We start from the raw sequence: 13,642 nt of genomic DNA, 5'->3' as shown, positions 1-13,642 counted from the left end.
AAATTTTATCCAGAGAAAATCGAACTGTCAACATTTTTTGAAAATACTGATAATTATTCCCGTACAAACAGAAAAACCCTTGAAAAAGGGTTTTTTATTATAGGCATTTAGAAACTTTCTTTATTGGGATAAGGAATGATCGGCTTTCTGCTCATGTTTGCCGTACTTTTTATATGCGAATACACTGAGCACAAATCCGAGTACGGTGATGGCGGCGCAAATCAATCCGACAGCTGCATAACCGTATCCCACATATACAGGTCCCATCAAAGCAGATCCTAATGTCACAGCCAGATTCGAGGCAAGGCTGTAAAACACCATGATTTTCCCGCGATGATGCTCTGAGCAGTCACTCAAAATGGTGCTGAGCAGCGTCACCGTCAAGCTTTGCATTAATCCCCAAATAAATAGGCTGACGATTAACAGAATCATTGAAGCCGGCGCATAGGCTAAACAGGCCAGCAGCACGCTGATGACCCCCAGCGCAATCAACAGGGAACGCATTTTTCCGATGCGGTCGGCTATCTTTCCTGTAATCACACTCATGGAAAACCCAATGCCGTAAATCATGATAAATAAGCCCGCAGCTGTATTTCCCCCGGTAAAAACGTCCTGAAGATAGGAGCCTAAAAATGAATACATACCGTAAAAACCAATCATATTACAAAAGGTTATCGTGATATAAACGGGTACGCGCGGGACTTTCAGCGCGTCCCGGAATGTTCCAGCCGGCTCTTCTTTTTCTTCCTTGCCGCTGTTTTTTTGCTCGGCATGACGGCGCATTTCAAGAAGGGTCAGCAAAACAACCAGAACGCCCATCAAGGCGAATATCCAAAATGTCCATCTCCAATGCAGGACGCCGCCGATAAATGATCCGAGCGGCACACCGAAGCTCAGTGCCAGCGACCAGCTTGAAACGATCAGTCCCATCACCTTGCCCCGGTATGTATAAGGAACACGATCCCCGACAACTGCGTAAGCGGTCGGCACAAACGCTCCCGCAGCCAATCCCGACAGCGCCCGGCCCAAAAAGAAGAATAAGATATTTTGGGCTAAAGCGCATATTACTGTTCCTATGATAAAAATGATAAGACTTGCCATTAAACTAAGTTCTCTCGAATATTTATCGCCTAAAGGAACCAGAAGCGGCGCACCGATAAAAATCATCACGCCGTAAATGCTGATAGATAACGCAAGGACACTGACATCTGAGTTGAAGGCTTTTGCTAAATCCGGCAGCAGCGGTGAGATCACAAGTTCTTCAGATCCGGCCGCAAATACCCCCATCGTTAAAGCCAGTGCTAACAATAGCGGAAAATGATGTTTTGTTTTGATGTCATTGTTTTGTTTACTGTTCATTCTCCCTCAAACACCTCTTCCATAATCTTCATAAAGTTGAATTCATTTTAGCATTGTTTTTTCGCATTTTACAATTCGAACGTAATCTTTATTATTTTTATTGTTTTCATTTAAATTTTAATACAGATTTTAATATTTCATTTAAAAATGTGGAGAAACTTTAATGCTACTAGGGAAAGCCGAAGGCACTTAAGCGTACTCGGATGATCAGACGAAACCGCAAAAAGCTCTCCGGTTCTCCGGAGAGCTTTTTCTATTGCGCCTCTGCCTGTTTAAATCGTGCGGTCAGCTACAGAACGCACGGTTTTGTTTCTCTCAAATCAAAAAGCTTCGGACGTTGTTTTGGCTTGCATATGAAGAATTAAATAATCCGGGCCGCCTGCTTTTGAGTCTGTTCCGGACATATTAAAACCGCCGAACGGCTGATACCCGACAATCGCTCCGGTACAGCCTCTGTTGAAGTATAAGTTTCCGACATGGAAATCTTCTCGCGCCCGTTCAATGTGCGCACGGTTTTTCGTCAGCAGTGCGCCTGTTAATCCGTATTCCGTGTTATTTGCAATCTCCAGCATATGATCGAAATCACGCGCTTTGCAGATCGCAACAACCGGGCCGAAAATTTCTTCTTGCATCAGGCGCGCGTTTTCATCAACGTCTGCAAAGATCGTCGGCTGAATAAAGTAACCTTTTGAATCATCGCCTTCGCCGCCGGTCAACAGTTTGCCTTCAGATTTGCCGATTTCAATATATGACATGACTTTGTTGTAGGACGCTTCATGAATGACTGGGCCCATATACGTATCAGGATCCTCCGGATTGCCGGCAGTCAGCGTTTTGGTAAGTGCCACAGCTTTCTCCACTACTTCATCATAAACATCCTGATGGATGACCGCGCGAGACCCTGCCGAACACTTCTGTCCTGAAAATCCAAACGCTGAATACACGATAGAGGATGCAGCAAGGTCTAGATCAGCGTCCTTGTCGATTAGCACCGTGTCTTTGCCGCCCATCTCTGCAATGACCCGTTTCAGCCATTTTTGGCCCGGCTGCACTTTGGCGGCGCGCTCATAAATCCGGCAGCCAACCGCTCGGGAACCTGTAAATGAGACAAACCGCGTTTTCGGATGCTCTACTAAGAAATCGCCGATCTCCGCTCCATCTCCCGGAATGTAATTCAGAACGCCGTTTGGCAAACCCGCTTCCTCCATGACCTCAACAAATTTTGCAGCCACGACTGGCGCCGCGTCAGCCGGTTTTAAGAGAATCGTATTTCCTGTCACAATCGCTGCCGCCGCAGTACCTGCCATAATCGCAAGCGGGAAATTAAATGGAGAAATGACGATGCCGACGCCAAGCGCTTCGTAATGATATTGATTGAATTCGCCAGCACGGCTCTTTACCGGAGCCCCTTCCTTAAGGTTTAACATTTGGCGCGCGTAAAACTCTAAAAAGTCTATCGCTTCAGCCGTGTCCGCATCTGCTTCCTTCCACGGTTTTCCCGCTTCCTTTACAAGATAGCCTGAAAATTCATGCTTTCTTCTGCGTAAAATAGCTGCTGCTTTAAAGAGGATATTGGCGCGGTGCTCCGGTCTTTGTTTTTTCCAGGATACAAATGCCTGCAATGCGGCTTGCATCGCTTTTTCAGCAAGCTCTTGATCCGCTGTAGACGCGTACCCAATGACCTCTTCTTTATTGGCCGGGTTTATTGAAACCATTTTGCGGTCTGTTTCGATTTTTTCTCCATTGATGACAAGCGGATAATGCTTGCCGAGCTGAGTGTTTACAAAGGCCAATGATTCTTGAAATGCTGTTCGATTCTTTGCCTCCGTAAAATCAGTAAATGGTTCGTGCGCGTATGAAACTGTCATATGTAATCCCCCTCATGTCATAAAAAATGCCTTGGCATAAATTAAAAATGCAAGAATCATACCAATATCTTGTCTTTTGCTGAAAAAACTTGTTGAATTGCACAGAAATTTGTCTAACAGGAGATCACCTAGCTCTTTTTCCGATCACGAAATGCAAATTTATTTTGCGCATTCTGCTTTTCCGAAAAGGGTAAAATGCAAAATTTGTTTGCATCTGAAAGATTCTCCTTCCGAATTCACACCCATCCGCGGAATCGCGATGCTTCTGCCGATTTTCTGATGCCCGTCATGTAAGCCGCCAAGCGCATGTCTACTTTATGTGTTGCCGCTGTCTGATAAATCGTTTCGAACGAATTGACCATGACGTTTCTCAGTTTTTCTGCAACCTCTTCTTCCGGCCAATAGTATCCTTGGTTGTTTTGCACCCATTCAAAATAAGAAACCGTGACGCCGCCGGCACTCGCCAGAATATCGGGCACGAGGAGCACGCCTCTTTCATTCAGGATCTTCGTGGCATCAATGGTTGTCGGGCCATTTGCCGCTTCGACGACAATTGACGCCTGAATGTGATGTGCGTTTTTGGCTGTGATTTGATTGGCGATTGCCGCAGGCACTAAAATATCGCAATCCTTTTCAAGCAGCTCCTCATTTGTGATGGCGTCTGTAAATAAGTTGGTGACCATGCCGAAGCTGTCCCGCTTATCGAGCAAATAAGGGATATCGAGGCCGTCCGGGTTGTAGAGTCCGCCGTTGGCATCCGAAATCCCGATCACCTTCGCGCCGGCCTCATGCATGAATTTGGCCAGAAAGCTCCCCGCGTTCCCAAAGCCCTGTATGATGATGCGCGCGTTTTGCAGCTTGATCCCTTTTTTCTTAACCGCCTCTTCAATACAAATCGTGACGCCCTGTGCCGTTGCCGTTTCCCGGCCTTGCGATCCGCCTAAAACGATTGGTTTCCCTGTAATAAAGCCTGGAGAATCGAATTCCCGGAGCCGGCTGTACTCATCCATCATCCACGCCATAATTTGCGAGTTGGTGTACACATCGGGAGCTGGAATATCCTTTGTCGGGCCGACGATCTGGCTGATGGCACGGACATATCCCCTGCTCAGCCTTTCCAGTTCTCCAAATGACATTGTCCGCGGATCACAAATAATACCGCCCTTTCCGCCGCCATAAGGAAGATTGGCAATTCCGCACTTGAGCGTCATCCAAATGGATAATGCCTTTACCTCCTCTTCGCTGACTTCAGGATGGAAACGCACACCCCCCTTTGTCGGACCGACAGCATCATTGTGCTGCGACCGGTAGCCTGTATACACTTTGACACTGCCGTTATCCATTTTTACCGGAATACGGACGGTGAGCATTCTCTGCGGCTCTTTCATGAGTTCATACATATCGCCCGGATAGCCCAGCTTCCGCAGGGCTTCCTTAATGATCGTTTGGGTAGACAGAAATAAATTAAGAGCTTCTTTTTCCTCGTCTTTCTTGACTTGCTTTTCTGACATCTTTTTCACCTCATTATTTTTTGACCGGCTTAAAATGTAAGCGCTTTAAAAATTTTCCGCCGATCAATTCCTTTCTTCATTGGATTCACCCTTATCATCATGCAAGATCCGTACCAGTTTTTTAAATCAACAAAAAAGAGACTGAAAATATCTCAGCCTCTGATCACATCTATTCATTAACGAGTTAACGAGGGTCAATCACCAGCTGCGTTTCAGCGTAAAAACTGCCGATTCCCAAACCGTTTACCACATCGCCTTTAATCGTGTAAGTGCCTGCGCGCGGAAGGGTTTTGCGCACCATGACGAGGTCAAATTCAGTTGCGCCTAATAAATCAAGCGTAAGCGGGAGTCTAACTGTTTTTCCATCGTTTAAAATCTGTGTTTCTTTCAGTGTTCTTCCATTCACTGAATCTCTTGTCGTGGCATGGAACCCGTCAGGAAATCGGAATTCTACCGCTCCTAGAGAAAGCACCGCGTTTGGTTTATACGTCACTTCAATATCGGAAGTGGTCCACTCTTTTGTGCTGTTGATCGTTTTAGCTTCAATTGATGCAGACTGCGCATGAGCTTGGCCTGAAGGAAGCAAGATTGATAGTAAAACAGCTGAACTGATGAATAGTGAAGATACGAATGAAGTTCTTTTTAACATGACATTTCCCCCTCAAATCACAGTTAATATTTGGCCAGAGCGTCCTCTGCAGAAAAAGTATGTTTCTGTCATTCGCGAATTTCCAATTCTTTTTCTTAAAAATTAATCTAACACTAATCCATATGGAAGTAAATGCTTTTTTAGGAATATTAGAACTTGGGTTTTTTTGTGAGTTCCATCCTATTTATACAAGGTTCCTAAAGACTATTTTTTCTCTCGTTTTCTAGCTACACCCGCCTGTTGATCTCTATCTTTTATCCTATTTTGAAAAAGGACAAAAAAAAGCGAAGATGCCTCCGCACTTCGATTGATCACGTTCCTATCTTTATCTGAATTCGGTATTCCAGTTAAAACCGATCGTCTCATCATTCCACGGAATTCTTTTTTCATCAGGTTGATCCGCGTTATACGACATGGTCGTGAAGTAGATAATCGTCAGCGGCTTCTCTCCCAGCACTCTGTATCCGTGGGCAACCCCTTTAGGGATCAATAATAGCATCGGGTTATCTTCGCCCATGTAATAAACGCCAGTTTCTCCTTTTGTCTTTGAGTCCTCTCGAAGATCGTAAAGGACAACCTGAGCATGGCCGGTTGGGAAGAACCAAAGATCATCTTGCTTCTCATGATAATGGAATGCCTTAATCACACCCGGATAGCTTTTCGACCAAGAGGCCTGCCCGAAATGCTCAAGAAGGTTCTCATCATCCCGAACCAACTCGGCAAAAAATCCTCTGTCATCACTGTGCTTCGTCAATTTTTTCACCTTGACTCCATCAATCACGTGCACTGCTCCTTTCCCGCAAATATGCCCGTAACGCTTCTCGCCAATGGCGAGGGCGAATGCCGGCTTCTTCAATGGCCTGATGGCTCAGAACAGAATAAGCCGGACGGGGCGTTTTGTTTCCGTATTCTTCAGTCGTGACAGGCAAAATGACTGTGGCCAGCCCGCTTTCTTCCATAATGGCCTTCGCAAATTCATACCAGCTGCATATGCCTGAATTGCTGACATGATAAATGCCCGGCGGATGGCTGAACAGCTTGATGACCGCTTCCGCTAAATCCTTCGTATAGGTCGGCGAACCCATTTGATCGCTTACAACCCGCAGCTCTTGTTTCGTTTCAGCAAGCTTCAGCATGGTTTGAACGAAATTGCTGCCGCCGTGTCCGTACACCCACGACGTTCTGATAATCGTGCTGTCTTTTGTCGCTAATCGAATCAGTTCTTCTCCGAGCTTTTTGCTTTTGCCATAGATGGTATTAGGATTTGGAGGATCGTCTTCCCTATATGGCTGGGTTCCTTTCCCGTCGAATACATAGTCCGTGCTGATATGAACATATTGAGCGCCGATGCGGGTTGCCTCAAGCGCTGTATAATAAGCACCGATTCCGTTAATCAAGTACGCTTTATCAAGTTCTGTCTCGCATTGATCAACCGACGTAAACGCGGCCGTATTAACCACGATATCCGGCTGATAATGGCCAACCGAATGCCGTACTGAGCGCTGGTCAGCAATGTTCATCATCTTCTTTGTTAATGCAATGACCTCATATCCGGTTTGCTTCAGCTGGCGGCACAGTTCCCGGCCAAGCTGTCCTCCCGCACCAGTCACCAATACCTTTGTCAATCGGATCACCTTCTCATCGGTCATTGTCGGTATACCAGCGAATCGTACGCGCAATGCCTTTTTCAAACGGCACTTCCTGCCGCCAGCCCAGTTCGTTTTTCAGCTTTGATGCATTGATCGCATAGCGCCGGTCATGCCCTTTTCGGTCTTCCACGTGTGCGAACAATTCCTCACAGCCCAAATGCTTCATGATGATGCTCGCCAGCTCTTTATTTGTGCGTTCATTCCCGCCGCCGATGTTATACACCTCACCGTCGGTTCCTTTTTCTAAAATCAGCTTGATGGCGCGGCAATGATCCTCCGCAAACAGCCAATCTCGGATCTGGAGCCCATCGCCGTACAGCGGAACCGGAAGTCCTTGCTTCGCATGGCGGATAATCGTCGGAATCATTTTTTCGCTGTGCTGGTAAGGGCCGTAATTGTTGCTGCATCGTGTAATAATGGCCGGAAGCTTGTGGGTTTTGACATAAGATAACACAAGCAAATCAGAGCTTGCCTTGCTGGCTGAATATGGGTTATTAGGAGAAAGCGGCGTCGTTTCAGTAAACGCGGGATCTTCCGCTTCTAAATCCCCGTACACCTCATCTGTTGAAATATGAATCAGCTTCTTGGCTTTTCCCTGCAAAACCGCTTCCGCCAATCGGTATGTTCCCATGACATTTGTGGTGATAAACGGCTCTGCTTGGGAAATGCTTCTGTCTACATGCGATTCCGCAGCGAAGTGAATCACGCCGTCATACGTCTCATCAAACGCGCGGTCGATATCCTCCTGAACACTGATATCCCCTTTCACAAAGCGAAATCGGCTGTTTTCCTTTAATTTTTCCATTTCCTCCAAGTGGCTGGCGTACGTCAGTTTATCTAAAACGGTAATGCGCGCATCCGTTTCCTTCAGCATGAGCTTTGTAAACGTGAGCCCGATGAAGCCGGCCCCGCCCGTAATTAAATATGATTTTGCCATCACTGTTCGTCCTGTCCTTTCTGTAAAGCCTGGTGTACAAGCTGAGAGGCGAGATGAAGCGATTCATGAGTTCCGGCATCGACCCACCAGCCTGATAACACATCATACGTAAGCTGGCTGTTTTCAATGTATAGATTATTCACATCAGTGATTTCCAGCTCGCCGCGCTTTGACGGTGATATTTGTTCAATATACGAAAATACCTCCGCATCATACATATAAATGCCGGTTACGCAAAGGTTGGTCGGCGGATGTGCGGGCTTCTCGATAATGGAACGAATCCGCTTGTTTTTCTCATCAATTTCAGCAATCCCGAAGCGCTCCGGATCATCAACTTCTTTCAGCAGCACTTTTGCTCCTTTTCCCTGCTGTTCAAAGCGCTCCGTAAAAGGCTTTAATGAATCTTCGAATATATTATCACCTAATAATAAAATGAAAGACTCTTTTTTCGTAAAGCGTTTTGCATAAGACAGCCCATCCGAAATACCCGATGCGGCAGGCTGGACCTGATAAGTGATTGTGACGCCAAGCTCTTCCCCGTTCCCAAGCAGCTTGAAAAACTGCGGCATATGATCTTTTTGGCTGATGAGTAAAATGTCTTTTATTCCGGCTTCCTCCAGCTTCATAATCGACCAGTAAATCATCGGATACGGGCCTACAGGAAGCAAATGCTTGTTGACGGCTTTCGTTAAGGGCATAAGGCGTGAGCCGTTTCCTCCGGCTAAAATTACACCTTTCACAGTAACACTTCCTTACATGCATTTTTATAGCTTTTGATCATACAAATCTTGAAGAATAGCTTTTACCCGCTTGATGCCTTTGCCATCCACGAGCGGCCTCCCTCCCTTGTGCAAAGAAAGGCGAAGAGGATAGCTGCTGCTGATTCGTGACATCTGATAGATGAGCGTTTCATCCGATACAAGCTCTCCGAGACCAAGATCAAGAGCGGCGCCTTGTTCAGCGAATGTTTTGGCTGTTGCCGTTTGGTGCTCAACCTGAGAAAGAACAAGGCACGGCACACCGATGCAAATGGCTTCGTACAAGGAGATGCCGCCGGCTACAATGGCTGCATCCGCTTGTTTCATGACACCCGCCATATCACTTGTCTGCCCAATCACCGTGTACTGCGGCTTCTTTTGAATCAGCCTTCGGACCGCTTCTTGATGCGGTGAAGCGCTCCCCATTACAAAAATCATGTTTTTATCTTTCATGGCGGGGACTTGATCGGCTGCAGCCAGCACTTTAAAAATAAGTTGCTTCGGATCGCTTCCTCCCAGCGCAACAAGAATATTGCGGCATTTTTTCCTCAGTGTGTAATCATTTCTTGCGGTCTGGAAGGCGGGGTGAAGAATGAGATAATCAGGGCCTTCATAGATGCGGGTGTTTCCCTGATCGTACCACCTGCTTCTGATATCACCGTAAATTCCGTTGATGACTGCGTCACTTAGCTGAATCGCTTTTTCATTTTTCTCTTCAAAGAGTACGATTTTTGCATCTGTTTCCGCCTTTATTTTCCTTAATAGCTCAGCAGGCGCGTCGAGAATATCAAACAAAAGCAGATCAAGGTGCTTGTTTTTTATTTCCCGGAGAATAAATTCATCCTGCCGCAGCTCCGGTTTTACGATGACATGCCAATGCTCTTCATGAAGAAATGGTTCAGACTCCTGGTTCGTGTAAAACGTAATCAAGCAGCGCTGTTTGAGTTCTTCCGCGAGCCTCTTCATCCGGACAACATGGCCCATTCCCTTTTCATAACCGCCGTCTGCGACGATCCCAATATGCATGGCTATTCAGACTCTCGTTCGATTGCCGCATCAGGGTTCCGGTTCAGCAGGTTGATGAGCTCGGAGGCGGATACATCAGGGCGCTCGCCTGCTTTTTGATAAAGGGCCTTTATCGATTCATAGTCTTCCTTTGTGTCGATGGTCAGCCGGTATTGAGGGGCGCGAAATTGTTCCGGCGCCTCTAAAAACTGAACGCGATAAAGATCTGGATGGTTCCTTACATATAACGTGACATGCTCCTGATATTGATCCTCCAACGCCTGAATACGGCTGATGTCTGTTAACAGCTTGGCGCTGACCACTTCGCCGCTAATCCCTAACGGAGTGTGCCGGATATACGTATAATCCGCTCCTTGATCAAGATGCGCCGCTATCATGAAATCGAGCAGCTCCGGATCGACAAACGGATTATCACCCGTTAACCGGATGACCACTGTCGGTTTGACAGCTTTAATGACCTGCACAAACCTGTCGAGAACACGTTCCTCGCTGCCGCGGAAAAGGCGAAAGCCATATTTCACACAGTGCGCCTCTAAGATGTCGTCAGTTTCTTTGTCAGACGTGGCGATGACAAGATTATCCCGATCCTTTTGATAAAACGCGCTTTTCCGGACACGGTGAACGAGAATATCGAGTAAACGATTGGATCCGAGCGGACGCAGCACTTTTCCCGGAAGCCGTGTTGAACCCATTCTGGCTTGGATGATAAAGAGAATGTCATTCATGAGATGGGCTGTCCTTCATTAAAATGTCGTCCCAGACAATGCCTGTATCGGACGGGATGTCTCTTACAGCCCGAACACCGCCGGTCAGCAGCTCAAAAAATCTCGGGTGCAGCCCCTGCGGCTTTTGTCCGGGGCGCAGCACTGCGATATTGTCTTCACTAAAAACTTCGCCTTTTTGTATCGGAGCTGTTGCAAAAATTCCTCTGTATGCAAATTGTCGGATTTCTCCTTCGATGGCGGTTGTGGTTTTGTATGAACTGCCTAGCAGTCTTTCAGATACCGGCTTCCTGATTCCTTGTTTCATCTCGGCCTCGGTTTTCCTGATACCTTCGACCATTTCTTTTAATTCGTCCGGATTTAACGCAAACGAGTGGTCGGCGCCCGGCAGATTTTTATCGATCGTAAAATGCTTTTCTATCAGTTTTGCTCCGAGCCGAACCGCGGCACACGGCGCTTCAGTCGGGTGCTCGCTGTGATCGGAGAAGCCGATCACAGCATCAGGAAAAGCGGCGGCAAGCATCGGAATGACGCTGAGGTTGCTGTACTCCGGCGGCGCAGGGTATTTCGCCACACAATGCATAATGGCGATTTGATCGTTGCCCTCTGCCCTGATGGTGCTCCACGCTTCGTGAACATCAGAAATTTCCGCTCCGGCTGTCGAGAATATCATCGGCCTGTTCAGTCGGGCGACATATTTGAGCAGCGGAAGATGGTTAATTTCATAGGATGCGATTTTAAAAGCGCTCGGCGAGGTGGACTGTAGCAGGTCGGCTGACCCTTCGTCACATACTGTGCTTAAAAAGATCACCTGCTTTTCGCGGCAGTAATCCAAAAGCGGGGAAATCCACTCAGCGGGAATTTCCATGGATTGAATCAAAGAAAAAATAGAGACGTCCTGGCCAGCCGCTGTTTTGTACAAACCAGGATCTTTCTGGTACATCTTATCAGCCTGGAACATTTGAAATTTCACGGCATCCGCGCCGGCTTCCGCCGCTGCATCAATCAGCGCAAAAGCCTGATCAAGCTTTCCGTCATGATTAATTCCCGCCTCGGCAATAATAAATACAGGAGCGTCTTTGCCCACAGTTTTATTCGCGATCTGAAACGTTGCCATTATTTCGCCTCCTTGCCCGGCCAAATATGATAATAGTAATACGATTGTTCAGCGGTGAAGCCCATTCTTTCATAAAGGCGGATCGCCCTTACATTGTGAAGCTGCGTCCCCGCTGTTACCGTTTTATGCTTCTGGGTCAACGGGTGTTCTATGAGATTCGCCAATAAATGAAACGCGACACGTTTGCCTTCGAATCCCGGCTTCACAGCCATCAAATCGAGAATACATTCATCTTCTCTGGATAAGCCCTGAAGATAACCGATGACCTCGCCATTATGCTTAGCGGCAACATTAACAGCGGCCCTTCCATTCAGATTGTTTCGTGTCCACTCCTGAAAAATTTTGTTTGCTGCTTCGCGGCTGAGATAAGGATCTTGAAAATATCTGCTTTTTGTAAACGAGTCGCGGGCCAGCTCACATATCGCTTCTGTGTCTTCGGGCTCAGGCGGACCCAGTTCAAAAAATGGCGGTGTTTTGTCATATAAAGACGGGGGATTCGCCAGCTTCAGCAAACTGCCGACAAAGTAAGAAGACGGCTGCTGCTGTATCACATGCGCGGCTCCGATATCTTCAGCCGGAACGCGAACAAAGATAAAATCCGTTTCATCCATTTGCCGTACAGAATAAAACGCTTGAAACAGCCTCTTCAGCTGCCCGGTGCTGTTTGCCGCAAGAAGCTTGACGTTCATGACTTTCTTCTGAAGAATCTTGCCTTCCCACAGAGAGTCTTCATAAAGCAAGACGCCTTGGAGCCCGCTGTTTTCAAAAAGGCCGAGGGAAAATTGATACGGAACGTCCAGTGTAAGCTGCCTGCTGTGGAGAAAACTCTCAATCGCCTCTTTGGAGACATTTTCTTTTACCGTGTACACTTAACCAGCCCCTTTTACGATAGCCCGCACAGCTTCAATGACATCATTTACATCCTCGTCAGACATTGATGGATAAAGCGGGAGCGACAGGGTTCGTTTATAGTAATTCATCGCGATCGGGAAGTCCTCTTCCTTAAACCCGAATCGCTTTTGATAATACGGATGAATGTGCACGGGAATAAAATGAACGCTTGTGCCGATATTGTATTCATCCTTTAAAGCCGTAATCATTTCGCTGCGCGTGACACCGGCCTGTTTTTCATCAACTTGCAGAACATATAAATGCCAAGCGTGCCTGCCGTCATCATGGACAAACGGCGTGATCAGCCCCGAAATCTGCTGAAAAGCGGCTTGGTAGCGGCCGGCAATCTCTTCTCTCCGTTTCTGCATCTCATCCAGACGTTTCAGCTGATGAAGACCGAGAGCCGCCTGCAGATCAAACATGTTCATCTTATAGCCGGGTGATTCGACTTCATAATACCAGCTGCCATTTGAAGAATAACGGTTCCACGCGGCTTTGCTCATGCCGTGAAGGCTCAGCACCCGAATGTGATCGGCAAGCTCCTCATCGTCTGTCGTCAGCATGCCGCCTTCCCCTGTCGCCAGGTTTTTGGTGGCGTAAAAGCTGAATGCCGTCGCGTCCCCGATAGAACCGATCATTCTTTGCTTATAAGTTGTATACACAGCATGTGCCGCATCCTCAAGCACGAATAAGCCATGCTTTTGGGCAATTACCAATATCGCATCCATATCGCAGGACTGCCCGCCAAAGTGGACAGGTACAACTGCTTTCGTTCGCGGTGTGACGGCCGCCTCAAGCTTTACCGGATCAATATTGAGCGTGTTTTCGTCAATATCCGCAAACACAGGCGTGGCTCCTGTATGAATAATCGTATTGGCGGTCGAGCTGAACGTAAGCGGAGAGGTAATGACCTCGTCACCCGGCCCGATTCCTTTTGCTTTCAAAGCCAAAAATAAGGCGGCCGTACATGAATTCAGCGCCACGGCGTGCTTCGCCCCGACAAACGCGGCAAACTCTTTTTCAAACTGCTGAACCTTCGGGCCTTTGGAGAGCCATCCCGATTCAAGCGTTTCTGTAACCTCCTGAATTTCTTCCTTTCCGATTAACGGCAAAGAGTAAGGAAGAAACTGATTTCTCTTTTGCACCATTTCTTTG

General features: G+C 47.3%; 13 protein-coding genes. All 13 read right to left on the bottom strand.

Annotation, left to right across the window (positions count from 1 at the left end):
* Window positions 1-120: 120 nt before the first annotated feature.
* The 13 genes from ACMX2I_RS02310 to ACMX2I_RS02250 all read right to left on the bottom strand — a co-directional run bounded on the left by ACMX2I_RS02310 (window position 121) and on the right by ACMX2I_RS02250 (window position 13,635).
* Window positions 121-1,359 (bottom strand): MFS transporter, encoded by a 1,239-nt coding sequence (locus tag ACMX2I_RS02310; RefSeq protein ID WP_414956053.1) that lies wholly within the window; start codon window positions 1,357-1,359, stop codon window positions 121-123.
* Window positions 1,360-1,679: 320 nt separating this feature from the next.
* Window positions 1,680-3,227 (bottom strand): L-glutamate gamma-semialdehyde dehydrogenase, encoded by a 1,548-nt coding sequence (gene pruA / locus ACMX2I_RS02305; RefSeq protein ID WP_289348626.1) that lies wholly within the window; start codon window positions 3,225-3,227, stop codon window positions 1,680-1,682.
* A gap of 236 nt (window positions 3,228-3,463) precedes the next feature.
* On the bottom strand, window positions 3,464-4,738 hold the full coding sequence (gene rocG, locus ACMX2I_RS02300) for a glutamate dehydrogenase (protein ID WP_414956052.1): 1,275 nt from the start codon (window positions 4,736-4,738) through the stop codon (window positions 3,464-3,466).
* A 184-nt stretch (window positions 4,739-4,922) separates the two neighbouring features.
* Entirely contained in the window at window positions 4,923-5,387 is a 465-nt protein-coding gene (bslB, locus tag ACMX2I_RS02295; RefSeq protein ID WP_003222098.1) for a biofilm surface layer hydrophobin BslB, read from the bottom strand.
* A gap of 325 nt (window positions 5,388-5,712) precedes the next feature.
* Complete coding sequence (locus tag ACMX2I_RS02290; RefSeq protein WP_087992774.1) at window positions 5,713-6,168, bottom strand: dTDP-4-dehydrorhamnose 3,5-epimerase family protein; 456 nt, start codon at window positions 6,166-6,168, stop codon at window positions 5,713-5,715.
* Window positions 6,161-7,012, bottom strand: a complete 852-nt coding sequence (gene rfbD / locus ACMX2I_RS02285; RefSeq protein ID WP_414958282.1) for a dTDP-4-dehydrorhamnose reductase — start codon at window positions 7,010-7,012, stop codon at window positions 6,161-6,163. The genes ACMX2I_RS02290 and rfbD overlap by 8 nt, the downstream gene beginning before the upstream one ends.
* A gap of 13 nt (window positions 7,013-7,025) precedes the next feature.
* Complete coding sequence (gene rfbB / locus ACMX2I_RS02280; RefSeq protein WP_087992776.1) at window positions 7,026-7,973, bottom strand: dTDP-glucose 4,6-dehydratase; 948 nt, start codon at window positions 7,971-7,973, stop codon at window positions 7,026-7,028.
* The gene (locus ACMX2I_RS02275; protein ID WP_333561634.1) at window positions 7,973-8,713 is read right to left on the bottom strand and encodes a sugar phosphate nucleotidyltransferase; all 741 of its coding nucleotides are present in this window, start codon (window positions 8,711-8,713) and stop codon (window positions 7,973-7,975) included. Before ACMX2I_RS02275 ends, rfbB begins: the two co-directional genes overlap by 1 nt.
* Before the next feature lie 24 nt (window positions 8,714-8,737).
* A complete protein-coding gene (locus tag ACMX2I_RS02270; protein WP_414956051.1) occupies window positions 8,738-9,757 on the bottom strand; it encodes a PseG/SpsG family protein in 1,020 nt (339 codons plus the stop codon).
* 2 nt (window positions 9,758-9,759) lie between these two features.
* Window positions 9,760-10,482, bottom strand: a complete 723-nt coding sequence (locus ACMX2I_RS02265; protein WP_414956050.1) for a glycosyltransferase family protein — start codon at window positions 10,480-10,482, stop codon at window positions 9,760-9,762.
* On the bottom strand, window positions 10,475-11,596 hold the full coding sequence (locus tag ACMX2I_RS02260; RefSeq protein ID WP_087992780.1) for an N-acetylneuraminate synthase family protein: 1,122 nt from the start codon (window positions 11,594-11,596) through the stop codon (window positions 10,475-10,477). Before ACMX2I_RS02260 ends, ACMX2I_RS02265 begins: the two co-directional genes overlap by 8 nt.
* Complete coding sequence (locus ACMX2I_RS02255) at window positions 11,596-12,465, bottom strand: GNAT family N-acetyltransferase (protein WP_414956049.1); 870 nt, start codon at window positions 12,463-12,465, stop codon at window positions 11,596-11,598. The genes ACMX2I_RS02260 and ACMX2I_RS02255 overlap by 1 nt, the downstream gene beginning before the upstream one ends.
* Window positions 12,466-13,635, bottom strand: a complete 1,170-nt coding sequence (locus ACMX2I_RS02250; protein ID WP_414956048.1) for a DegT/DnrJ/EryC1/StrS family aminotransferase — start codon at window positions 13,633-13,635, stop codon at window positions 12,466-12,468.
* Window positions 13,636-13,642: the final 7 nt, after the last annotated feature.

Source organism: Bacillus sp. SW14, from assembly GCF_047608225.1.
Classification (GTDB): Bacteria; Bacillota; Bacilli; order Bacillales; family Bacillaceae; genus Bacillus; species Bacillus subtilis_G.
The sequence above is the reverse complement of the archived record's forward strand: the minus strand, read 5'-3'. Positions and strand labels throughout refer to the sequence as shown.